General features: G+C 41.2%; 18 protein-coding genes. 7 read left to right on the top strand and 11 right to left on the bottom strand.

What is annotated here, in order from left to right; genetic code table 11:
• Positions 1-59 precede the first annotated feature (59 nt).
• From AQPE_RS06685 to AQPE_RS06675, 3 genes are all read right to left on the bottom strand, one after another.
• Positions 60-824, bottom strand: a complete 765-nt coding sequence (locus AQPE_RS06685; protein ID WP_318350281.1) for a TIGR03915 family putative DNA repair protein — start codon at positions 822-824, stop codon at positions 60-62.
• A 91-nt stretch (positions 825-915) separates the two neighbouring features.
• Positions 916-2,196, bottom strand: a complete 1,281-nt coding sequence (locus tag AQPE_RS06680) for a putative DNA modification/repair radical SAM protein (protein WP_318350280.1) — start codon at positions 2,194-2,196, stop codon at positions 916-918.
• A 126-nt stretch (positions 2,197-2,322) separates the two neighbouring features.
• Positions 2,323-3,390, bottom strand: a complete 1,068-nt coding sequence (locus AQPE_RS06675) for a PAS domain-containing sensor histidine kinase (protein ID WP_318350279.1) — start codon at positions 3,388-3,390, stop codon at positions 2,323-2,325.
• 498 nt (positions 3,391-3,888) lie between these two features.
• On the opposite strand from AQPE_RS06675, the gene AQPE_RS06670 reads away from it, so the two are divergent.
• From AQPE_RS06670 to AQPE_RS06650, 5 genes are all read left to right on the top strand, one after another.
• Positions 3,889-4,563 (top strand): porin family protein, encoded by a 675-nt coding sequence (locus AQPE_RS06670; RefSeq protein ID WP_318350278.1) that lies wholly within the window; start codon positions 3,889-3,891, stop codon positions 4,561-4,563.
• A gap of 39 nt (positions 4,564-4,602) precedes the next feature.
• Positions 4,603-6,246: a T9SS type A sorting domain-containing protein gene (locus tag AQPE_RS06665; RefSeq protein WP_318350277.1), complete on the top strand. Its 1,644-nt coding sequence runs from the start codon at positions 4,603-4,605 to the stop codon at positions 6,244-6,246.
• 260 nt (positions 6,247-6,506) lie between these two features.
• The gene (locus AQPE_RS06660) at positions 6,507-6,920 is read left to right on the top strand and encodes a hypothetical protein (RefSeq protein ID WP_318350276.1); all 414 of its coding nucleotides are present in this window, start codon (positions 6,507-6,509) and stop codon (positions 6,918-6,920) included.
• A 25-nt stretch (positions 6,921-6,945) separates the two neighbouring features.
• The gene (locus AQPE_RS06655) at positions 6,946-8,313 is read left to right on the top strand and encodes a matrixin family metalloprotease (protein WP_318350275.1); all 1,368 of its coding nucleotides are present in this window, start codon (positions 6,946-6,948) and stop codon (positions 8,311-8,313) included.
• Between the two features lie 370 nt (positions 8,314-8,683).
• Entirely contained in the window at positions 8,684-9,061 is a 378-nt protein-coding gene (locus tag AQPE_RS06650) for a hypothetical protein (RefSeq protein WP_318350274.1), read from the top strand.
• A 128-nt stretch (positions 9,062-9,189) separates the two neighbouring features.
• Here AQPE_RS06650 and AQPE_RS06645 read toward each other — a convergent pair whose 3' ends face one another.
• From AQPE_RS06645 to AQPE_RS06625, 5 genes are all read right to left on the bottom strand, one after another.
• Positions 9,190-9,879 (bottom strand): SGNH/GDSL hydrolase family protein, encoded by a 690-nt coding sequence (locus AQPE_RS06645; protein ID WP_318350273.1) that lies wholly within the window; start codon positions 9,877-9,879, stop codon positions 9,190-9,192.
• 468 nt (positions 9,880-10,347) lie between these two features.
• Complete coding sequence (locus AQPE_RS06640) at positions 10,348-12,912, bottom strand: adenosylcobalamin-dependent ribonucleoside-diphosphate reductase (RefSeq protein ID WP_318350272.1); 2,565 nt, start codon at positions 12,910-12,912, stop codon at positions 10,348-10,350.
• Between the two features lie 328 nt (positions 12,913-13,240).
• Positions 13,241-14,476, bottom strand: coding sequence for a 3-deoxy-D-manno-octulosonic acid transferase (locus AQPE_RS06635; RefSeq protein ID WP_318350271.1), 1,236 nt, complete (start codon positions 14,474-14,476; stop codon positions 13,241-13,243).
• Between the two features lie 58 nt (positions 14,477-14,534).
• On the bottom strand, positions 14,535-14,990 hold the full coding sequence (gene rnhA, locus AQPE_RS06630) for a ribonuclease HI (RefSeq protein ID WP_318350270.1): 456 nt from the start codon (positions 14,988-14,990) through the stop codon (positions 14,535-14,537).
• A gap of 121 nt (positions 14,991-15,111) precedes the next feature.
• On the bottom strand, positions 15,112-17,265 hold the full coding sequence (locus tag AQPE_RS06625) for a S46 family peptidase (protein WP_318350269.1): 2,154 nt from the start codon (positions 17,263-17,265) through the stop codon (positions 15,112-15,114).
• Between the two features lie 226 nt (positions 17,266-17,491).
• Between AQPE_RS06625 and gltX the strand changes: the two genes are divergently transcribed.
• Entirely contained in the window at positions 17,492-19,018 is a 1,527-nt protein-coding gene (gltX, locus tag AQPE_RS06620) for a glutamate--tRNA ligase (protein ID WP_318350268.1), read from the top strand.
• 76 nt (positions 19,019-19,094) lie between these two features.
• On the opposite strand, the gene AQPE_RS06615 is transcribed toward gltX, so the two are convergent.
• Genes AQPE_RS06615 through AQPE_RS06605 form a run of 3 tightly spaced genes read right to left on the bottom strand, consistent with a single transcriptional unit; the run spans position 19,095 to position 21,979 of the window.
• Complete coding sequence (locus AQPE_RS06615; protein WP_318350267.1) at positions 19,095-19,889, bottom strand: undecaprenyl-diphosphate phosphatase; 795 nt, start codon at positions 19,887-19,889, stop codon at positions 19,095-19,097.
• 3 nt (positions 19,890-19,892) lie between these two features.
• On the bottom strand, positions 19,893-20,537 hold the full coding sequence (locus tag AQPE_RS06610; protein WP_318350266.1) for a DUF3267 domain-containing protein: 645 nt from the start codon (positions 20,535-20,537) through the stop codon (positions 19,893-19,895).
• The gene (locus AQPE_RS06605; RefSeq protein ID WP_318350265.1) at positions 20,534-21,979 is read right to left on the bottom strand and encodes an oligosaccharide flippase family protein; all 1,446 of its coding nucleotides are present in this window, start codon (positions 21,977-21,979) and stop codon (positions 20,534-20,536) included. Before AQPE_RS06605 ends, AQPE_RS06610 begins: the two co-directional genes overlap by 4 nt.
• 100 nt (positions 21,980-22,079) lie before the next feature.
• Between AQPE_RS06605 and AQPE_RS06600 the strand changes: the two genes are divergently transcribed.
• Positions 22,080-23,207, top strand: a complete 1,128-nt coding sequence (locus tag AQPE_RS06600) for a glycosyltransferase family 4 protein (protein WP_318350264.1) — start codon at positions 22,080-22,082, stop codon at positions 23,205-23,207.
• Positions 23,208-23,243: the final 36 nt, after the last annotated feature.

Here is a 23,243-nt window from a genome sequence, read left to right as displayed (position 1 = left end):
AGATTCTTCGCTCCACATCGCTTTAGTCGGTCAGTAATGATTAACTTATAACTCATAATTTATAACTTCTCCGGAAGGTATTTCCAGAATCGTTTTGGCAAATGTTGCCGGTGAACTTTGTCGTTTCTGCGCTCTTCGATGCAAATGCTCTTGAAATATTGCTTCCATAACCGTTGGAATAGCTTCTCGTCCTCAGCCAGAAGTGAAGCGTGCAACTGGCCGTTTTGCGGATTCACTTTCAGGTCGTCAAAAACTACGCGCGAAACAGTTTTCATGTCGTACAAAAATCCATAGTTGCGTTTCAGGTCGTAAATAATCCAGTGCTGGTCGGCAAAGCGGTCGCTAAAATGCGGAATGCACAGTGGAAGAACGTCGTACATTGGAGCATACGAAGCGTAATAGCTACCCTCAATCGTTTTCTGAAACCGCGTAAACATGTGTATTCGTTGTGCTTCGCGGCAAACTTTCTGGTGCAATTTGTTTACTTCAACAACAACAGGCAACGAAAAATTGGTTTCTTCATTTTTGGTCGAATCAATAATCAGCCGGATGTATTTTACCAGCAATAAAGGAGCATCGGGCAATCCTGACAGAAAAACCCGGTAAATCCGGTGCGCATTGTCTTCAGAGGAGCGTGAAATAATGCCATTCCAAACACGTTCGGCTTTCCGGTCGTCGGTCACAATGTTGGAGGTTGAACCAAACAAAACGCTCTGGCTTCCTTCCCCTGAAAGGATTTCATCGGGAAACTGTTTCCTGCTGTAGCATTCGAAAACCAAAGTTAGCAGTCCTTCAAAGGTATTGTCGAAAGAGTAGATAGTCATTTTTTTTGTTACGGGTTGCATGTTACGGGTTACGTGATGCGGAATGCGACTAGCCAACTCGAAACCCGCATCCCGCATCTCGCAACGTTTTTTATCTCAGCGCAGGCGTCATCGGGTAAAACAATTTCAATTGAACGGACGCATCACTCCCCAACGACTTTTTGTCGAGCAAAAGCTGGCGAACGATTTCAGGTTTTAAATCCTGAACGTTTTGCGACCGCAGTTCGTTGCAGGTGATAAAGAACTGCGCACGTTTCATTACGACACCCATTTTTTTTAGGTGTGCTGAATTCAGTCTTTGGTGTTTTCTTGCCATCAGAATCAGTTGAATAGAATGGGTTCCGATTCCAGGAACCCTAAGCAACATCATCGGATCGGCGGTGTTGATATCAACCGGGAACAGGTGTGGATTGCGCAACGCCCAGTTTACTTTGGGGTCGAGGTCCAGATCGAGGTTAGGATTTTCAGTATTCACAATCTCATCGCTACGGAAACCGTAGAATCGCATCAGCCAATCGGCCTGATACAATCGGTGTTCGCGGCGGAGTGGGGGAGCTGAAAGCGCAGGAAGTCGATTGTCGTAGCTGTTTACAGGAATATATCCGGAATAATAGACACGCTTCAGGTCGCGCCGGGTATATAAAGCTGATGACAGTTTCAGAATGGTGTGATCGGTGTCGTTGGTTGCTCCGATGATCAGTTGTGTGCTTTGGCCGGAAGGACTGAAAAGTGGTGCATTCCGGTGGTTTTTTCGCTCTTCTTTCGACTCCAGAATACCTGTCGAAATCATTTTCATGGGTTCCAAAACACTTTTGAAATCCTTGTCAGGTGCCAATATTTTCAGGTTGTTCTCAGTCGGAATTTCAATGTTGACGCTCAACCGGTCTGCCCAGCGCCCGGCTTCAGTAACCAATTGCTGGCTCGCACCTGGAATGGTTTTCATGTGGATATAGCCATTGTACCGTTGTTCTGTTCTCAGTTTTTTAACCACCGAAACCATCTGCTCCATGGTGTGATCCGGATTTCGCAAAACTCCGGAACTTAAGAAAAGCCCTTCGATGTAATTTCGGCGGTAAAATTCGATGGTCAAATTGGCGATTTCATCAGGAGTAAACGAAGTGCGCGGAATGTCGTTGCTTTTGCGGTTGTAGCAATAGGCGCAATCGTAAATGCAGTAATTGCTGAGCATGATTTTCAGGAGCGAAATGCAGCGTCCATCTTCGGCAAAACTATGGCAAATGCCCCAGGCTGTGGCATTGCCAATCCCTCCCTGCGTATTGCCACGCTTCGTTCCGCTCGACGCACACGAAACATCGTATTTGGCTGCTCCGGCCAATATTTTTAGTTTTTCAAGGCTACTTTCCGAAATCATTTTCTGCTTGTTTTGATTGACAGCCAGATAATCATAACTGCCTAAACAAGATAATGGAATTGGACAGAAAACAAAATAAAATTGATTTTTTACCAGGCTCTGATGAGAATCAGAAAGAACTAATGGTTACGGCTTGAAGGACATGATAAATTTAGCGCCTTCGTTAACTTTGCTTTCTACACTAATTTTGCCTGATAAACTTGTAATGTGGTTGTGAACCAGGTAAAGACCAATGCCTTTGCTGTCTTTAAAGTTGTGAAACTTTTGATGCAATCCGAAAATTTTGTCTTTCACTTTCTCCATATCAAAGCCAAGTCCATTATCGGCAAAAATCAACTGATCCCATCCATTCTCTTTTCCCGATACAATGGATATCACCGGCCAACAGTCTGGTCTAGCATATTTTATTGAATTGGTAATTAAGTTTAAAAATACGCTTTCCATGTAAGCTTTGTTAAACTTAATTTTACCCAGTTTTGAAAAATCGGTATGAATGGTTGTTTTTGAAGTTTCGATTAATGAATGAACCGATTTAAGCACATTATCCAGGCTTTTATTCAGATCCACTTCCTCAATACTGGCCAGATTTTGGTGTTTCTCACTTAAGGCGTCAACATAATTATCGAGCGTTTCCTTTAAGTATTCTCCTGATAGTTTTACAATGTTGATCAATTCGGTGGCTTCTTCGTCCTTTATTTTCGAAATGTCGAGCAGATCAAGCACTGCCAGTAAATTATTGACAGGTGATCTTAAATCGTGCGAGGTTGTATATGTTAGTTGCTTCAGGTCTTCATTGGTATTTGTCAGATTGGTAAGTAATGCACTTCTGTCAGCCTCCAATTGTTTGATGTGAGTAATGTCTTTGGCTATGGCAAAAACCAGATGGTCGCTATCTACCGGTAACGAGGTCCACGAAAGCCAAATAATTTCGCCACTCTTTTTTACGTATCTGTTTTCAAAATTGAAAAGTGGTTTTGATTTGGCCAATTCAAGACGCGCTTGTTGTGTAGCGCGCTTGTCGGCACAGTGTACAAAATCATTGATTGGCCTTGCATACAATTCCTCCATCGTATAGCCCAGTAGGTTTGAAACTGCAGCGTTTACTTTTTTAAAATATCCATCGTATCCTGCAATGCAAAGCAAATCCGGCGATAATTCAAAGAAAAGTTCATATTTGAAAGTCGAGTCTGTCATAGATCTGGGATGTTAAATAGCACTCTCTAATTCTTATCTCGTTGTGTAATCATACGCTAATTAACGTTTGTATCTGCGAATGGTTGATGGCATCTATCCTTTTTAAAAGATTAGTTTGCTAAAGTATTTTCCGTGGAACTGTTGGATGATTGGTGTAATTATGACAAAAGAGGCTGAACTCTTTCGAACTCAGCCTTCCTGCTGGCGCGAATTACAAATTCGCGCTAACCGCACAACATCCTTAAAAACAAGTATAAGATATATAAGCTATTGGGGCGACAAAACCAAAATTTTCTCTCCTGTATTTTTATGTTACCAAACACGCACAACCCAAAGCAACCTTTTTCGGCTTTTTTGAATCAATAGTATATGATTAGTAATTACTAATCACCCTAAAAATCAAAAATATGGAACGATCTCCACCGAGAAGCCTCCCTTTACCTTTGGTTTACCCAAAGAAGATAAAAATCAGCACTTAATCAATTAAAAACAGAATATATGAATGTACTTAAGAAAATAATTTTTTTTATCCTATTCTTGGCTGGTGGCTATATCTGTTCTGCTCAAGAAATCAGTATCCGTGGGGGATTTAATCTTTCGCAAATGCCAACAAAATGGGAAGGGAAGGTCACTAACAAAAATTCAGAGCTAAAATTAGGCTATCATTTTGGACCCGTCTTTGATTTAAAAATGAATAAACTCTTTTCACTTGAAACTGGATTACTATATTCAACAAAGGGACTTAGAGAAACTAACAAAGAAACCAATGGTACAAAGTCTTTATCAAAAATAAACATTGCTTATATTGATCTTCCTATTACATTGAAAACATCTTTTACTTTTCACAACATAACTATTTCCGGAGATGTAGGCGGCTATATTGCGCATGGATTGTTTGCCCGTTATTTTTCATCAGAGAACACTGACGGAACTAACAACTCGTGGCAGAAAATAGCTTGGGGAAATACTGGCGAAGCGATTAAACGACTGGATTATGGAATAATTTTGGGAATCGGAGTGAAAATTAAAGCACTACAACTTGGGATATGCTTAGAAAATGGGGTGGCAGATTTAGTCACTGGTGATCCTTCGTCAAATAGAACTTTCAATAAAACATATGATATATATATAGCATATGATATATGGAGTAGAATTAAAAAGAATCATCATTAAATATTGCATGAAATGAAAAAATCTAATATTATTTCTTTTTTGGCCTTACTTCTATGCTTAAATTCATTAGGTGCCACCATTAATGTAAATTGGGGTACTACGGCTAATTATCAAAAAACGCAAGTAAATTGTTATTTTACGTTATCAAGTGGATATATTGGAACATGGTCATTGCCAGAAAATGCTTACGTATTACAAAATAATACAACTCTTGGTTCTGATAACCTGCATGTTCAGTGGAAGAATATAGAAGCCAACGCAAATACAATAGTGATAGGTGCATTTTATGGAGGTATATTAAATCATTGGAGTGATTGGACTGATAGGGTTATTGGCCCGTTAACATTAAATATGCCAGCTCCTTCTTTCAGTTCAGGAAGTACACTTAACATACCCTGTCACGCTACATCCCCTGTTTCAATTTCACTAAATTCATATATCAATTCCGCAACAAATGGCATTGATCAAGGAGAAACAATTACCAGTCACTTTGAATGGACTTTACCTTCAGGATGGCAAACCACAGGAGGTCAAACAGGGACATTTGTTAGTGCATCTTCGATAAATGTAATTCCACCATCGTCAGCTACTACGACTACAATAAGTGTAAGACCTAAAGCTTATTCTCAATATGGACCAACCGTTTCTTTACAAATTACAAGAAATCTAAATAACTTTTATATTAGCGGAGAAAATAGTGTAGCTTATAATTCGACTGTTCGGTATGAGGTTCCATCGTATCCTGGAGTTTCCTATTTATGGCAATTACCTCTAGGTTGGGGCGGTAGCAGTAACGAGAATTATATAGATGTAACGACCGGCTGTGGAACGGGTGACGTTAAGGTAACAATGACCGGATGCAATGATTCTAAAACATCGAGTTTACCCGTTACGTCGTATATGGTTCCGCCTTCGACAACAATTACGGGAGATCCGATAGTATGCTCTTCCGGAACACAATTTAAAGTTGACAATGTCGCCAATGGGTGTTCAGTGACATGGCAGTGCAGTTCTAATTTAAGTTTTGATAATCAACCCGGCACCCCAAAAACATTCACAGCCATTGGAACTGGGGCTGGCTGGATTAAAGCAAATGTAACTGCAACTGCATGTGGCACCACGGTCTTACTTCCTACCAAGAATATAATTTGGGTTGGGGCTCCCGTAATTACATATATTTCGGGACCTTCTAGCGTAAATGTAAACCAGCCCGCATCATTTACAGCCCAACTTTCTTTTGATAGTTCTCCTACAAATTATTATTGGACAACAAGTCCATCATCTGGGGTAACTATTTATCCCGATGGACGATATGCAAGTATGTCGTTTGCCAATTTGGGCACCTATCAGGTAGTGGCCCGAGCACAGAATAGCTGTGGATGGAGTGATTATGTGATAACCTATGTGAATGTTTCGAACGGCTATTACCTGTCCATTTCGCCCAACCCAATTACCACTGAGGCTACAATTGAGCTTGTTAGCACCTCTACTGAAAAAGCCATGAAGGAAACAGAATGGGACCTTGAAGTTTATGATGCCATGCAAACTATGAAATCCAAAGTACAAAAGATAAAGAGCAACAGACAAACGCTCAGCACTTCGGGTTGGAAAGATGGCGTTTACATTGTGCGAGCAATAATTGGTAAGGACGTAATCAGCGGCAAGCTGGTGGTCAAACGATAGGGCTTTCTTGCTGCTACAGGATTCCATCTTTCTAAAAAAGGGATGGAACCTTTGTTCCAATCAACTCAGCTTTTAGCCCCCGCTAGCGCGGATGAGTCACAGATTACAAAACTGCGCAGGCCAAGAGTTTTTAGAATCAATAGTATATGATTAGTCATTGCCAACTATCTTAAAAACCAAAAACATGGAACGGTCTCCACCCCCTGAATTACTCACATAAAAAAGAAGTAATTTCTTAACTTATACTTAGCAATTAAAATATGAAAACTAAAAATTTTAAAACGGATATTCCTTTGAGAAAATTAAGAATGATAGCGTTTCTGCTATATGTATTCATTGGAAATATGGCATTTAGTTGTGTTGAAGAGAAAGATAGCATTAGTAATGTTTGCAATGAACCATATGAGACCATTAAAACATTAAATGATGCCACAGGTACTATTGGATTCGACGAGATCAACAAACAATACATTATCAATATATATGTAGAAGGAACGATTGATGAAATTATCACTTTGTATCCATGTGAACTTGCCAAAGAGTTTAAAAAAGTCAATCTAAAAATAAAGATTGATGGAAAGTTATTCACAAATGACAAGTTACCAAAACCTCAAATAGGAGGGCAAGAAATGTTTTATATTGATATCACTGAAATTTCTAACCTTAATAACTAGAGCACATGAAAAATATTTTATCTTCTTGACTTTATTATTCTTATCAGCGTCAGCCTATACTCAAATTTTGATTGATGATGGTCCTATCATAATAAATAAGAAAACAAGTATTGCTCCAGATTATGCCATCCAAGGGAATAGTTGGAATCATCGAATTCTTACTTATTGGTTTAGCAACGGTACAACCGATATTACCGGAACTGAGGAAAGAACTGCGATACGAACAGCCATGGAGCTTTGGCGGAATCAAACCGATATTAGGTTTCTGGAAGTATGTGATTCAGTCCATGCCGATATAATTTTCAGGTGGGGTGTAGGAGATCATGGGGATGGTTACCCGTTTGATGGTGCAAATAGTGTTCTTGCTCATAGCTTCTTTCCTCCACCAAATGGTAATTTTGCTGGAGATGTACATTTTGATGATGCAGAAACGTGGACTTTGGATACAAGAACTGGTTCGGATCAACCTATTGACTTAATAACAATAGCGGCACATGAAATTGGCCATTCTCTCGGGTTACAACACTCCTCGGTATCTTCTGCACTGATGTATGCATATTATTCAGGATCGCATAGGTACCTAGATCAGGATGATATAAATGGAATAAGAAGTATTTATGGAAATCCGGGAACATATAATTTTGTCGATGGCCCTTTCGTCGCCTGCTCTTCTGGCGCAACTTTTACAGTAACCAATGATCAAGGAGCTACTGTTAGCTGGACATGCAGCGGCAATGTCACGTTCGATCACCAAACCGGGAACCCAAAATCATTTACAGCCACAGGGAATGGACCAGGAACAATTCAGGCAATTTTAACTTCAAATTGTGGCAATGTTACCTTACCGGCAAAAACGGTTTGGGCAGGTTTACCTGTAATTACATATATTTCGGGACCTTCTAGCGTAAATGTAAACCAGCCCGCATCATTTACAGCCCAACTTTCATTGAACAGTTATCCTGATAGTTATTTTTGGACAACAAGTCCATCATCCGGGGTGACAATTTATCCCGATGGACGCTATGCAAGTATGTCGTTTGCCAATTCGGGAACTTACCAGGTAGTTGCCAGGGCGCATAACAGCTGTGGATGGAGTGATTATGTAATAACCTATGTGAATGTTTCGAACGGCTATTACCTGTCCATTTCGCCCAACCCAATTACCACTGAGGCTACAATTGAGCTTGTTAGCACCTCTACTGAAAAAGCCATGAAGGAAACCGAATGGGATCTTGAAGTTTATGATGCCATGCAAACTATGAAATCCAAAGTACAAAAGATAAAGAGCAACAGACAAACGCTCAGCACTTCGGGTTGGAAAGATGGCGTTTACATTGTGCGAGCAATAATTGGTAAGGACGTAATCAGCGGCAAGCTGGTCGTTAAACGATAAGCCTTTCTTGCTGCTACTGGGTTCCATCTTTCTAAAAAAGGGATGGACCTTCTTTTGTTTCAAACAACTCAGTACTTGGATGGTATCGGGCACAGCTTACAAGACCGCGCCAGCAAGATCGATCCATGGATCGTTATAACGCCATTATTAATACTCATAATGGCATTATTACTATTCATAACGCCGTTATATCTATTCACAACGGCATTTTCATATTCATAACGGCATTATACCTATTGAATTTGGCATTATAACCTTTCATAACGGCATTATTGCCAATACAATTCCTGTAATTCAATTACTTAATTGCTTGTAAGTATAATAAAAAAGCATTAAATTTAGCTATTAACCAATTAAAACAGATGTGATTATGGCCAGAACAACCGGAAGAATTGTTATTTCCCAGAATGTGGAAGAGATGCTCACACTTGCATCAAAAGTTTACCAGAAACATCAGGAGGTTGGAGAAGCTTCGCCACTAACGAGCCTTGATGGCATATCGTGGGCGGTGGTAGGCCCAACCATCGAACAGGCTTTAGCCAAGCAAAAGGAGGCCGAAGACTACAAGAGCCGGATGGAACAGGCTTACCGCGAACGCGACCTTTACACGCCTGCAATCAAAGAGGCTGTAACAGCGAGCCGTAACCTGCTTAAAGCCCTGAACCAGAAAAACCCCAAACGCCTAGCCGAATGGGGCTTCGAGGTTGACGATTCGGCCAAGGCTGCTAAAACCCCAAAGGCAGAATAGCATTGGCCGAAGGCTGTTTGTGAACTGAGCGTACAATACCCCTCGTTGCCGCTAACGTGCAACCGGGGGTATTGTGTTTTATAAGCCACGGTTTGCAAAACCGCGCCAGTCGTGGTTTGCTATCCAATCTATTTCTGGCTCAAAGCTTTCTTAATTGCGGCTTCTGCCAGGGGTTCCATTATTTTATATCCAGCCATGTTGGGGTGAACTCCATCTCCAGACAATTCTTTTTTCAGGCCGTTGCGTTCGTCAACTGTCGATGAAAAATAATCCAGGTAAACGATGTTATTCTTTTCAGCATAGGTCTTTATCATTTCGTTGAGCTTGACGATCTTTGGAGCGGGTTCCAGTCCCGGTTTCCAGGGATAATCGAAAGCCGGTAAAACCGAACTGAGTACCACTTTTATGTTGTTGGCTTTGGCAAGTTCGGCCATTGAAACCAGGTTGTCCAAAATCATTTCGAGAGTTGAGGGACCGGTATTGCCGGCGATATCGTTTGTTCCTGCCAAAATCACAACAACGGCCGGCTTCAAATTAATCACATCGGGTCGGAACCGAACCAGCATTTGCGGTGTGGTTTGTCCGCTAATACCTCGATTTACATAGGCTTTCCCTGCAAAAAAGTCAGGATCTGTATTTATCCAACCTTCGGTAATGGAATTACCCATAAAAACAACCCGATTTTCACCAGACGAAGGGGTTGGCAGTTTTGCATTGGCGTCTTTAAAGCGTGAAGTATTGGCCCAGTCCTGAGCGTTGGAAAAACCTGCCAGAAATAATACTGCAAAAAGTGTAAAAGCTAAATTCAAAATTCTCATTGTTTAAGGTTTTAAAAGTAAGTGTCTATAAATTGATTTAGAGGGTCAGTTGGTTTGATCTGTCTGCTGACTCCTTACTCAGCAGCACCAAATGTATTACATTTTATGCATACATAGTTATTTTGCAACTGTTGTCCGCCAAAATCAGATCAATGCTTGTTAGGTTGAGATTTCTCACTTCGTTCGAAATGACAATCAACGAGTTGCATGAGTTAGGTAGGGTAGGTTTGCGGCGAAGCCGCAAACCTACCCTACCTAACTCCATCTGTCTGTAAATGACTGTCATTCTGAGCGGAGCGAAGAATCTCGGATTTTTAAACGGACACCAATATTATTTTGCAACTGTTTCCCGTTTTGATTTGGGCATAGTATACCGGCTATTTTAAGCGATACTCTGAACATTTTAAATCAAACGAAAGAGGCTGCCTTTGCAGGACAGCCTCATATAATTTATTGGATTTGATGGTATTATCCGCATTTGGATGTTCCGCAGTCGGGGCAAATCAAGCAGCCTTCCTGATAAACTACGTTTTTCGATCCGCATTCGCCGCAAATGGCGCCTTCTGCAACAGTTCCGTCCGGAACATATTTTTTCAGGGCGCGGGCAACACCAGCTTTCCAACTGTTGATGGTGTCGTTGTCGAATTGCAAGCTGGTAACGGTGTTAACCACTTTGTGGATTGGCATTCCGTGACGCAAAACTCCCGAAATCAGTTTCGCGTAGTTCCAGAATACAGGGTTGAATTTGTACGACAGTCCTTCGATGGTCGTCCGGTATCCTTGTTTGTTGGTGTATTGGAAATCGTAACGTTTAGTTCCGTCAGGATTCACATTCTTGATGATTTTTCCGCTGACAACCGAACGTGGTAACAGAATTCCATCCTCATCGTCAGAAAGCCCTGTGAAAATTTCGTACGGACGTCCGTCGATGGTTCCAATGAAAGCTACCCATTTGTCTTTCGAATTTTGGAAACGAACGACGTCGGCTTCCAGTTCGATCGGTCGTTTTGTTGGGAAGATGCTGTCCGGTTTTTCTTCAACTTCCTCTTCCTTTTTATTCGAAATTAAAACTCCTGAACGTGATCCGTCGCGATAAACAGTCACACCCTTGCAGCCGCTTTTCCAGGCTTCGAAGTATAATCTGCCAACCAGTTCTTCATCAGCATCGGCTGGTAAGTTAATGGTTACGCTGATGGAATGGTCGACCCATTTCTGGATTTTTCCTTGCATGCGAACCTTGTTCATCCAGTCAACATCGTTCGAAGTTGCTTTGTAATAAGGCGATTTAGCAATCATTGCATCCAGATCAGCTTCCGGATAATTCTTCTTCAGTTCAAAACCGTTGATTGTCATCCAATCTTTAAATTTATGGTGGAAAACCACGTATTCTTCCCATGAATCGCCAACTTCGTCAACAAAATCGACTTTTACATTTTTATCGTTTGGATTTACTTTCCGGCGACGTTTGTAAACCGGCATAAATACAGGTTCAATTCCTGAAGTAGTCTGTGTCATCAAGCTGGTCGTTCCGGTAGGAGCAATAGTCAGCAATGCAATATTCCGGCGGCCATATTTCACCATATCCTGATACAATTGCTCGTCGGCAGTGCGCAACCGTTTAATCATTGGGTTGTTCTTTTCGCGATCGGCATTGTAAATTTTAAAAGCGCCACGTTCTTTGGCCATGATCACTGAAGAGCGGTAAGCTTCCAATGCAACTGTTTTGTGGATCTCTTCGCTGAAATCGGTGGCATCGTCGCTTCCGTAACGCAAGCCAAGAGCAGCTAGCATATCACCTTCAGCAGTAATACCAACTCCGGTACGACGGCCTTCTTTGGCTTTGGTCTGGATTTTCAGCCACATCGACCGTTCGATATTTTTGATTTCCTGATCTTCAGGATCGGAATCGATTTTGCCAATAATTCCGTTGATTTTTTCAAGTTCAAGGTCAATGATGTCGTCCATCATGCGCTGGGCAACCTGAACATGTTTCTTGAACAAATCAAAATTAAAGCGAGCTTGTGGTGTAAAAGGATTCTCAACGTATGAATATAAATTTACAGCAATCAAACGGCAGCTATCGTATGGACAAAGTGGAATTTCGCCACAAGGATTAGTCGATACAGTTTTATATCCCAAGTCGGCATAGCAATCCGGAACTGATTCCTTGATAATGGTATCCCAGAAAAGGATTCCTGGCTCGGCTGATTTCCACGCATTGTGAACAATCTTTTTCCAAAGGCCGTCGGCATCAATTTCTTTGGTGTATTTCGGAATCTTGGCATCAGTCGGATATTGAGTCATGTATTTCTCACCAGCTTCAACCGACTGCATAAAATCGTCGTGTATTTTAACCGAAACGTTAGCCCCTGTAACTTTTCCCTGTTCCAGTTTGGCATCGATGAACGATTCGGCATCAGGATGTTTAATGGAAACTGAAAGCATGAGTGCGCCACGGCGACCATCCTGTGCTACTTCGCGGGTCGAGTTTGAATAGCGTTCCATGAAGGGAACAATACCGGTTGAAGTTAAAGCCGAGTTTTTAACCGGAGATCCTTTGGGGCGGATGTGTGAAAGATCGTGACCAACACCACCACGACGTTTCATCAGTTGAACCTGCTCCTGGTCAACCTTCATGATACCACCATACGAATCGGAATGACCTTCGTTTCCAATAACGAAGCAGTTCGATAGGGACGCGATTTGATAATCGTTTCCAATTCCAGTCATCGGTCCCCCCTGTGGAACGATGTATTTAAAATCTTTCAGAAGTGCAAAGATCTCATCTTCTGACATCGGATTTTCGTAGTTCTTTTCGATTCTTGCAATTTCTGAAGCGAGTCTTCTGTGCATATCGTCCGGAGTGTTTTCGTACAGATATCCGAAGGAGTCTTTCAAAGCATACTTATTTACCCAGACTCTTGCAGCGAGGTCATCTCCCTTAAAATAGATCAGCGAGGCTTCGTAGGCTTCGTCCTGGGAGTACGTTTTTTTTTCAGTTTGGGGCTCGACTGCCACGTTTTTAAATGTCATAATCAAAAAAATTTGAGCTTTAATAATAGATAATCGGTTGTTAGCGTGAAGAAGTTTGCATTCACACTGTGTTGTTTTTGCTGTATGCAATATAAGACGGAAGTTTAAAAAAATGAATACGATTTTTGTAAAAAATTACAGAAGTTATCAACTTCGCAATGTTAGTATTCAGCAAATCAATATATTAACAATTTTGTTGTTACAAAAAGTTTACAAAAATATTAATTGAAATTCGAACGGAGAGTTTGTATTTTTCAGGAAATGAACTGAATGTAAGTTGTTTGAAGGATATTATTTCCTGACCGGCGATATCAACCCCGAAAAGTTATTACCTGTTGAAAACTTTGTTTAAGATAATTTGCGTAGCGCCTAGATTATGGTTTGTAAAACCAGTACATTCTCTGGCAATCCAATTTCTCTTTTGGTTGTCGGATAGTAATTGATCGAAAATTAAGTTCAACGACGTGGAATCGGTTACAGGAAAGGCGATGCCTAATTTTACCATGCTTGTCGCTTCATTAAACTTGAGGTAATTGGGGCCAAATACGATTGGCATCCCAAAAATGGCTGCTTCTAGTGTATTATGTATTCCAACCCCAAATCCACCGCCAATATAAGCTAAATCGGCATATTTATAAATTGACGATAAAATTCCAATGGTATCAACAATCAAAACCTGTTTGTTCATAACCGATTCTTCAGTGGCTTCTGTATAACAAATAACCGGAGTTTTCAACAGACTTATCAACCTTTCTACATTTGCCTTCTTCGTTTCGTGTGGCGCAATAACGAATTTGGTTTCCGGATGGCTATGAATATACTGAATCAGCAATTCCTCGTCGGGTTTCCAGGTGCTTCCTGCAACCACCAACAAGCTGTTACCTTTCAGTTTTTCAACCAGAGGAATGTTTTTGCCGTTTCGGGCAATTTCGGCCACGCGATCAAACCGGGTATCTCCGGCTTTGGTCACATTCTTGATGCCGACTCCATGCAGCAATCTGACCGATTGATCGTCCTGAACAAAGAATTGTTCAAAACTGAAAAGCATTTTTCGATACCATTTGCCCCAAAGTGTATTTTTGAAGAACAATTGGTTTTCGCGGAAAATGGCTGAAACCAGGTAAAGTGGAATATTTCGTTTCTTTAATTCGTTGATGTAGTGGAACCAGAATTCATATTTGACAAAGAATACAACCTCAGGGCGAACCAATTCAATCAGGCGTTCTGCATTTTTTTTGGTGTCGGCTGGCAGGTAGCAAATGTAGTCGGCCAGATCATAGTTTTTCCTGATTTCATATCCTGAAGGTGAAAAGAATGTCAATAGAATCCGGTATTCGGGATGTTGCTTGCGAATGGCTTCAATAATTGGCCGTCCCTGCTCGAATTCGCCCAGCGAGGCGCAATGTACCCATGCTATTGGTTTGTCGTGTTTAATTTTGGACTGAAGGTCGGCAAATGTCAGTTTGCGCCCTTTGCTGATTTGCCCGGCCTTGATGTTGAATGGGGCTGACAGTCTAATCAGAATGGAATAGAAAAATATCGAAAGGTTATAAAGGGCGTTCATTCAGTTTTCATTTGAAACGGTAAAAATAGTGATTTGCTTCGAATTACCTTGAGTTGGATCAGAGGCTGGCTAAATATCCGTTGTCTTTCTTTAATCGGGGTTGCATCGAAGCGGCAACTGCCAGTTGATCGCAGCGTTCGTTCTCCGGAATGTTGGCATGCCCTTTTACCCAAACAAATTTCACCTGATGTTTGGGGTATATTTTCAGGAAACGGAGCCAGAGATCTTGATTCTTCTTGCCTTTGAACCGAATCTTCACCCAATTCCAGATCCAACCTTTTTCAACCGCATCAACCACGTATTTCGAGTCGGAATAGATTGTAACCACAGAATTTTCGATTTTCAAAGCCTCCAGACCAACAATTACAGCCAGCAATTCCATCCGGTTATTGGTGGTCAGTTCAAATCCTTCAGATAATTCTTTCCGGAATTGTCCTGAAAGCAGAACCGTTCCGTATCCTCCCGGACCCGGATTCCCTTTTGCAGCACCATCGGTATAGATTGTAATGTTCAACGTTTAAATTTTAAAGTTCGGCTTCGACAAGCTAAGCCACCGAAGAAGTTAACTTGACTTATGCTATAAAGCAAAAGACCCGCAAAAATACGGGTCTTTCAGGTATAATAAAAATATATTATTAGTTCGCGATTGTCATTTCGTCAATCAGGTTTTGAGCGCCGCCCATTTTATCGATGGTCCACAGTACAAAACGGATGTCGACATTGATACATTTCTGCAAATCGTTCTCGAAAGCGATGTCGCCGCTCATCGCTTCCCAGTTGCCATCGAAAGCAATTCCGATCAATTCGCCTTTTCCATTGATTACCGGGCTTCCGGAGTTTCCGCCAGTGATGTCGTTGTTGGTCATGAAGCAAGTTCGTAGATTTCCGTCAGCGTCGGCATAGCGACCGTAATCTTTGGCGTAATAAAGTTCTTTTAGCTTAGCCGGTACATCAAACTCATCGTCTCCCGGGATTTCTTTTTCAATATAGCCTTTCAGTGTGGTAAAATAGTTATACTTCACAGCATCGCGTGGAATGTAGTCGCCTACTGTTCCGTATGTTAACCGCATGCTTGAATTGGCATCCGGGTAGAAATTTTTGTCGGCTTCCATTTCCATCAGTCCACCAACAAACAAACGATTTCCTCTTTCGAGTGCTTCCGTCGTTTTACCGGTTTCGTCGCCAATTAATCCCATCATCCTGAAGATCTCTAATGAGGCCTGAAAGAGCGGATCTTTTTCAAGTACCTTAGCTTTTGGCGCTTCGAAGAAACGAACCAATCTTTCCTGACTTCCGAAAATTGATTTGGCATACAATTCCTTGGTGTATTTTTCGAAGTCGTTGCCGTATTTTAGTTTTACTGTTTTAAAGAATGGTGGGTGATATTGTGGTGCAACGTTTTCATCGTAAATTTTAAAAAGTGCAGCCGCTATTTTCTGGTCAGTTTCCGAATCGTAATCTTTGAAAAATTCATCGAGTCCACTTCTTACCCGTTCGCTCGCCAAGCTGACGTGTTCTGAGTTTTTATCCGACTTTAAAGCATCATACAATGGACGTGTACGGTACGCAAAATAAAAAATTTCAGGTCCGCGAACCATAGATTCAACCATGTACTCGAAGGCTTTTTCGTCTTCTATATTTTTGTACGAATTAGCGATCAGCCTGAGCGCTTCGCCATATTTGGCTTTGCGTTGCTCGTCGGCATTTACCCATTTTGTAAACTGATCTTCCAGTTGCCGTTTCTTTTCCAGAACGTTCAACCGCTTAAGTCCCTGGTTTTGTCCGATACTGTATTTATAATAATTTGCACTACGGGCATATTTGGCCGAATACATAATTCTTGCTTTTCGCGAAGTGTTCATAAATTCCTGCATGATGCGTTGTTTTTCTTCACGCACTTTAATTCGGATCGGATTGGTAATATTCATGGTATATTCAATTCCGTACGAAGTTTTGTATCGGTTGGTGCTTCCCGGATAGCCCAGAATCATGGCAAAATCGCCCATCTTGTATCCTTTCAGCGAGATTGGCAAGTAGTATTTAGGTTTGTAGGGAACATTGTCCTTCGAATACGATGCCGGTTTTCCATCTTTTCCGCAGTAAATACGGAACATGCTAAAGTCGGCAGTATGACGTGGCCACATCCAGTTGTCGGTATCGCCACCGAATTTACCCATTGATTGTGGTGGAGCCCCTACCAGACGAATATCGCGGAAAGTTTCATAAACAAACAGGTAGTAGCGATTTTCGTTATACAAAGCCTGAACACGAGCCTCGTAATGAGTATCGCCAGTGGCTTCTTTTTCAATTTCATTCGACACTTCACGAACTTTTTTGTTCCGGTCGTCGGTGCTCATCTGGTCGTTTAACTGCGATAAAACTTTTTCTGAAACGTCTTCAAAACGAATTAGAAATGAAGCTGTTTTGCCTACATTGGGCAGTTCTTCTTCTTTTGTTTTCGCCCAGAATCCGTTTTGCAGATAATCGTGATCAACAGAACTGTGTTCCTGAATTTCATCAAAGCCGCAGTGGTGGTTGGTCAGCAAAAGACCTTCATCCGAAATCAATTCGGCGGTACACGACCCATGATCCAATGCAACCACCGCATCTTTCAAACTTGAATGGTTAATGCTGTAGATATCTTCAGCTTTAAGCGAACATCCCTCTTTACTCATTTGGTTTATGTTCAGCTTGTTAATCAAAGCTGGTAACCACATCCCCTCGTCAGCTTTTACCATTCCAGGCAGAATAACCTGAATGAATGCGACAATTGCTAAAAAACGTTTCATTCGATAACTTATAGATAATTAATGAAAAAATTGAGAGCGCAAAGATATGGATATATGGCTATCTGCAAATCATTTTTCAGTAAGCTTGTTAAAAATCATGTTAATAACATTTAAATGATCGGTTCCCGGATGTCAATAATCCGATTTTTTGTCAGCGGTCAAGCTAAAAGCGATTCTCTCCCTTCAGAAATATTATCTTTGTGGCGAAAATTTAATTAGCAAAATCATGGAAAGAAGAGTGAGGGTACGTTTTGCCCCAAGTCCGACAGGTCCGCTTCACATGGGCGGAGTAAGGACAGCCTTATTCAATTATTTATTTGCAAAGAAGCATGGCGGCGATTTCCTGTTACGCATCGAAGATACTGATCAAAATAGATACGTACCCGGAGCCGAAGATTATATCATTGAATCGCTGAAATGGTGTGGTTTGGTACCTGACGAAGGTGTTGGTTTTGGTGGCGATTTGGGGCCGTACCGTCAGAGCGAACGTAAACCGATCTATAAAAAATATGCCGATCAACTGATTGAAAATGGAAATGCATATTATTCGTTTGATACTGCTGAAGAATTGGACGAACTCCGGAAACAGGCTGAAGCCGACAAGCAGGTTTTTTCGTACGATTTGCATACCCGCAACAGCTTAAAAAATTCGCTCACCCTTTCTTCGGAAGAAGTTCAGGCCAGATTGAACAATGGAGAACACTATGTCATCCGGTTCAAAATGCCTGAAACCCGCGATATTGTTGAGGAAGATTTGATTCGCGGTCGTGTGTCGTTTAATACCAATCAGCTTGATGACAAGGTTTTGTTTAAGTCCGACGGAATGCCAACCTACCATTTAGCCAATGTGGTCGATGATTATTTGATGAACATTACTCATGTCATCCGTGGCGAAGAATGGCTTTCGTCGATGCCTCTGCATGTATTATTGTACGAATCGTTGGGTATTTCAGAAAACCGTCCGCGCTTCTCGCACCTTCCGTTAATCCTGAAACCTGAAGGGAAAGGAAAACTGAGCAAACGCGATGGCGATAAAATGGGATTCCCGGTTTTTCCATTGCTTTGGAATAATCAGGAAACAGGCGAATCGTACCGGGGTTACCGTGAAGATGGTTATTTCCCTGAAGCTTTTGTCAATATGCTGGCCCTTTTGGGGTGGAATTCTGGAACTGAACAGGAATTTTTCTCGATCGACGAATTAATCGAAAGTTTCGACTTAACTCGAGTGGTTAAATCGGGAGCACGATTCGATCCGGAGAAAGCCAAATGGTTCAACCGTCATTACCTGCAGCTGAAATCGGCTGCCGAGCTGGCTGCGTTGGTTTTACCCGAATTGAAAGAAAAAGGTATTGATCCCGATCCACAAAAACTCGAACGCATTGTAGGCCTGATTAAGGAACGCTGCGAATTTGTAAAAGACATTTGGGCGCAATCGCATTTCTTCTTTCAGGCTCCGGAAAGCTACGACGAAAAGACCGTGAAGTCGAAATGGAAAGCCGACACCAACGAAAAACTGGAATCTATTTCAGCGCTTTTCGGAACCATTACAGACTGGAAAGCCGAGGCTATAAAAGAAACCTTTTCGGCATTTATGACCGCCAAAGAATGGGGATTTGGAGCAGTGATGGTTCCAATCCGTTTGGCGCTGGTCGGAGGAAGCAGTGGTCCCGATTTATTTGAAATCTTTGAGCTAATTGGCAAGGAGGAAACGATCGGACGGATCAAAAGTGCCTGTGAAAGGATAAAATTGTAAAATCCAAACATCAAATAAAAAATGGTCACTTGATTTTGAATCAGGTGACCATTTTTGTTTGGTAAAAATTGTGAGATTACACCACCTTCAAATCAACACCCATCAGCAAAAGGGTAATCAGGATTAGGCCAACGACAATACGGTACCAACCGAACACTTTAAATCCGTGTTTCTGTAAAAAAGTGATGAACGTTTTGATTGCGATCATAGCCACAATAAAGGCAACGATGTTACCGATTAATAATGTCGTTAAATTGTCCTTCATCATTGAAATGCCATCAGGATGAAGAATTAATTTGAGAAGTTTATACCCTGAAGCGGCTGCCATAGTTGGAACAGCCAGAAAAAACGAAAATTCGGCGGCATTGGTTCTGCTCAGTTTTTGCTGCATGCCACCAATGATACTTGCTGCAGAGCGCGAAACTCCCGGTATCATGGCAATACACTGCCAAAATCCAATTTTCAAAGCGTTACGATAAGTAACTTTCTGGTTTTCTTTTTCCTTTTTAAACCATTTGTCAACAAATAAAAGCAGTATCCCTCCCAATAACATGGTGATTGCTACAACCATTACACTTTCAAATAATTGGTCTATAAGATCACTACCAAGTAATCCAATAACAGCTGCAGGCATAAAAGCAACTAGTAGCTTTTGATAAAACGTCCAGCTCTGAAGGAATCTGCGCCAATAAAGTACTACTACTGAAAGAATAGCTCCAAACTGAATGTTAACAGTAAATGCCTTGGTAAATTCATCCATGTTAACGCCTAGCAAGGCCTCTGTAATTATCATGTGACCGGTAGATGAAATGGGCAGAAATTCAGTAATTCCTTCCACAACAGCAATAACAATGGCTTCTATAATTGTCATAATCTATATTTCTAGTTTTCGGGTGTAAAAATAAGTCTTCCCTTCATTTTTGTCATCAAAATTGTAAATTTCTTTTCCCTTGTGAATCCGATAAAAGGCCAGCATGGCTATATCTCCGGCGCAAAATAATGAATGAAGGCACATTATACTCAGGTAAAAGTACATGATTTGGTCGTTGTAAAAACTAATGATCCCAATCAGACAAATCAGCTTCACAACAACAAAAGGAGTTAACGCAACAACGTGAAAAGCTCGTTTTGCAATCACCTGGCGGTCGGCCAAAGCATAAAAAATAAATTTTTTCGGGATTGCGCCGAACGAAATTTTCTTTGCTCCCGTAATCATATAAGCCAACGCGTGAAGCAGTTCGTGTACGATGATCAAAGCGGAAAATGAAAATATGACTGCTAATCCTACATTTATTAATGTTTCAGAATGACCATTGAATACCAAAACAATGCCTCGGGTCAGAAGAAATGCAAATATGATCATCATGATTACCTGATAAATGGAATAAATCCGGATAAGGTATCTTTCTTCGGTAATTTGTTCCACCACAAAATCACGCAGTTTTTGATGCGAAACCTCGGTGAGAAGTTCGAATTCGCTTTCGTTTTGTAAATCTTCAGGAGTTAACTTTCTGCTCATGCCTGCTGATCGTTTCGAATGATTTCTGCCAATGCTTTCAGGTTTATTAAACGGGAAATAAATGCAAATAATATGCTTGTAGCAATCATTGTTGCATAACCCAGATACCAGGTGTCTATTTGCCGGCTAAAATACCCTGCCAGAAATACAAAGCAAACAAACAAAATCAATTTGCCGATTAAACGGTAATTAATATTCAGTTTCAAAATAATGACAGCCAGAATGGTTTGGGCCACTGCTGTAAAGAGTTGTGTTGCCAAACTGGCCCAGGCCGATCCCAATGCCTGAATATGAGGAATCAGGATTAAATTTAATCCAATATTTAGTCCCATTCCGACAACTGCCATCCAGTTTAGCTGCCTGATACTTCCATTGGCAGTGAGAAGTGTGCCAAAAATATAGGTGGTGGCTATGCCCAAAAAACTAACCATCAGCAACTGAAAGATAGATGCAGAGAGTTCAGTATGACTGTATTTCAGTAAAAGCATAATTTCCTTATCGTAAAATCCGGAGGAAAGGCTGATAATTATTGCCGGAACGAATAGAAGTAAAAAGGAGAATTGAACCATCGAGCCAATGTCCCCTTTTTGTTTGAGCATCCGGGCAAAAATAGGCAGTAGTAGTCCAGCGAATAAAACGCCAAACATAGAAACTGCATCGAGTAGTCGAAATGCGTGGGCATAAATTCCGGCTTGCTCTTTTCCATCGGGCAATAACCTTTCGAGCATGACCGAATCGATGCGATTGTAAAACGACATCAGCAAAATCAGTAATGCATAAGGGTAGCTTTTCCGGAGAAAAACGATAAAGAATTTACGGTCGAAATAAAATTTAAGTTTTCCGGTTCTCGCTAAAACAACACCAAGAGTGATCGCACTTGCAATTAGATAGGCTGCCGACTGAGAATATACAAACCATTCGATCTTAAAAGTATGGTGGGTTATGTTGGTAAATAGGAGGATTGAGCAGATAATAATCATCAGCGAACGGTCGAGTACCGATAAAAGACTGTCGGTTCGGAATAGATGTAGCCCGCTAATGTTTGAGCGCAAATAAAGTGTGAATGAGATGAGAAACTGATTCAAAATCAGGAAAGCAAGAAGATGAAGTTGGACTTGCTTGTATCCGATTATCAGTGCAGTAACCATGCAAACTACCGCATAAATGCCCGCCAGCAGGAATTTTAATCCAACAATGTTACTAATGTGTTTTTTCAGCAATTGGCCGTGTTGGGCGATGTTTTTGTTGTTGTAACTGGTTATTCCAAAGTCGAGCAGAATATTCAGGATCATCGAAAAATTCAGAAGCGAGAAATACAACCCATAGCTTTCGTCTCCCACCAGGTTTTGCACGGTGAGGTCGATTCCGAATATCCAGAAAGGTTTGATTAAAACATTCAGAAAAAGGAGCAGTAAAAGATTTGTAATAAACTTCCGTTTCAAGCGAGTGTCTTTTCCTGGGTTGATTAAAGTGAGTCAAAAGTAGCAATTTTTTGTGCAGACTTTGTACATTTGAATAGATTTCGATACGATAACTCAAACTATGATAATCGCCGTTAATACACGCTTACTACTACCCGAAAAGCTTGAAGGAATTGGATGGTTTACTCGGGAAACCTTGTCACGGATAACTTGTGAACATCCGGAACATCAGTTTCTGTTTATTTTTGATCGTCCGTATGCCGATGAGTTTATTTTTTCTGATAACATTACACCTATCGTATTGTCGCCACCAACCAGGCACCCTATTTTGTGGTTCATCTGGTTCGAAATTCAGATTCCGAAGATTTTAAAGAAGTACAAAGCTGATTTGTTTTTCTCGCCCGACGGCTATTTGTCATTGAATACACGAGTTCGCCAACTGGCAGCTATTCATGATATTAATTTTGCTCACCGACCTCAGGATTTGCCCTGGCTAAAAGCAAAATATTACAATCATTTTTTCCCGAGGTTCGCCAGAAAGGCTAAACGTATTGTTACTGTATCGTACTTCTCGAAAGAAGATATTAACCGTACCTATAAAATTGATTCAGATAAAGTTGATGTAGTTTATAATGGAGTAAATACTTCTTATACGCCTACTTCCGACGATGAAAATTCAAATACAAAAGCGATTTATTCAAAGGGTAAAGACTATTTTTTGTTTATCGGATCAATTCACCCGCGCAAAAATATTTGTGGATTGCTGCGGGCTTATGACGCTTTTCGTACTTCTGTTGAGTCGGATACTAAGTTGCTGATTGTTGGTGAGAGCATGTTTAAAACCAGCGACATTGAGCTGACTTACGAAGGAATGCGTTACAAAGACGATGTTGTTTTTACAGGCAGACTGAATAATGACGAACTGCATCGCGTATTAGGTGCTTCGTTGGCGCTCACTTTTGTGCCGTTCTTCGAAGGTTTTGGTATTCCGGTTATCGAAGCGATGAATGCAGGCGTTCCTGTAATTTGTTCGAATACAACTTCTTTGCCTGAAGTTGGTGGCAATGCAGTGCTTTACGTCGATCCATTTTCGTTAAGCCAGATCAAAGACGCCATGATCCGGATTTTTCAGGAGAAAGATCTTCGCGATTCACTCATTGAAAAGGGATTTGTTCAGAAGGAAAAGTTTAGCTGGGATAAAACGGCTGAATTACTTTGGGGAAGTATCCAGATTTGTGCGAATACCTAATGGAGACGGGAGTCAGAAGACCGGAGACCGGAGTTC

The sequence above is a fragment of the Aquipluma nitroreducens genome (assembly GCF_009689585.1).
GTDB classification, from domain to species: Bacteria; Bacteroidota; Bacteroidia; order Bacteroidales; family Prolixibacteraceae; genus Aquipluma; species Aquipluma nitroreducens.
Note: the sequence above shows the minus strand (reverse complement) of the source record. Positions and strands in the feature narration are given on the sequence as shown.